Genomic DNA, 1,155 nt, shown 5'->3' with positions numbered 1-1,155 from the left:
CGGGAATCCGCTCGCCGATCTGGCTGAATGTAATATCTAGCTGGCTGTGATGCGTCACGATCATGGACGAAGCCAGCAGGCCCGCGCTGCCAAGCTGCCGGATTACCCGCTGAAGCATTGATTCATTGCCTCCGTCGGGAGCGGGAAGGAGCTTAAGGAACGCTTTGGTGCGAACGCCGTTGGAGAGAGGCCACAGCCTTTTGCCTGCACCTCCGGACAAAAGTACGATATGCAAGCTTGTTCCTCCTTATCGGGCGGGCGCCTTAGCGCTTCGGCGATAGATTTTGCGTTGGTGGAACGAAATCGAACGATAGGTTTTTGCCAGCTTGGTTGTTTTCGTGGTGGATAAGCGGCGAGGGTCCGCGATTAAGCTTTTGTTCCGAGCGGATATCAACCTGCAGCCGCCCTGGTCGTTCGAATAAACAAAATTTCCATAGGTTTCGAACTCCGAGAAGCCGAACTGCTTCGTGCGGTCGATCGAGCGTATAATCGCTCTGAACCAGGGCATCCCGTGTTTGGCTTCAATCGTCCGCTTCAGCTGTCTGAGCTTCGCTCTTTCGAACAGCATATAATGCGTTACCAGCGAACGGGGGGCGGAACGTTGTCTGCCGAGCAGCTTGCGATAGGTGTTGAAGTATTCGGGCTGGCTCCAGCCACGGAAATAAAAAACGGTTTTGCCTTTGGCGCGGAAGCGGTGGGGACGGATCAATACGGTGTCGGCGTCGGCTACCAGAAAATCCCTGCTGCAGATCGTATCGCCGTTTAGCTTAAGCAGTTGCTGATACAGCCAGCCTGAACGGTCCCAGGTCCGGGAGCGGTAATGAATATCGCGCTTGGTTATCGGGAGGACCGAGGTTTCGTTTACGAAGGCGCATTTTTTGCGCATGCAGAGGCTGCGGATCCGTTTGCTGTCGGGGGAGACGACGTAGATCTTGCCAATCGGGTGCTTCACATGCTTCCGCAGGCCGTCTATGACATAGGGCAGTGCGGCCAGATCCTTATCGATGGCAGGAATCAGAATATCGATTGCGGGGCTGCTCTTAGCGCGAACAGCTGCAGAAAGTTCCATTGTATCATCTCCATTATCGTTCTCTCGCTCCCTTTTAAAATATGAAGGTACGGCGGCCGGCGTTCGGCTCAAATTCGAAAAAGATC

Annotated in this window: 2 protein-coding genes; both read right to left on the bottom strand. The window is 54.3% G+C overall.

The window, feature by feature from the left end; translation table 11 throughout:
* Positions 1-235 (bottom strand): sugar phosphate nucleotidyltransferase (locus tag BG52_RS15935; protein ID WP_036580382.1); only part of this gene is annotated, 235 nt, incomplete at its 3' end.
* 12 nt (positions 236-247) lie between these two features.
* Positions 248-1,069 carry a DUF6492 family protein gene (locus tag BG52_RS04685; RefSeq protein ID WP_036580385.1) on the bottom strand — a complete coding sequence of 274 codons (822 nt, stop codon included), beginning with the start codon at positions 1,067-1,069 and terminating at the stop codon, positions 248-250.
* Positions 1,070-1,155 lie beyond the last annotated feature (86 nt).

It is taken from the genome of Paenibacillus darwinianus, from assembly GCF_000598065.1.
Classification (GTDB): domain Bacteria; phylum Bacillota; class Bacilli; order Paenibacillales; family Paenibacillaceae; genus Paenibacillus_I; species Paenibacillus_I darwinianus.
The sequence above is the reverse complement of the archived record's forward strand: the minus strand, read 5'-3'. Positions and strand labels throughout refer to the sequence as shown.

Excerpts from the sequence above, each read along its gene's own strand:
- BG52_RS04685 (WP_036580385.1), bottom strand. The coding sequence starts at position 1,069 with ATGGAACTTTCTGCAGCTGTTCGCGCTAAGAGCAGCCCCGCAATCGAT.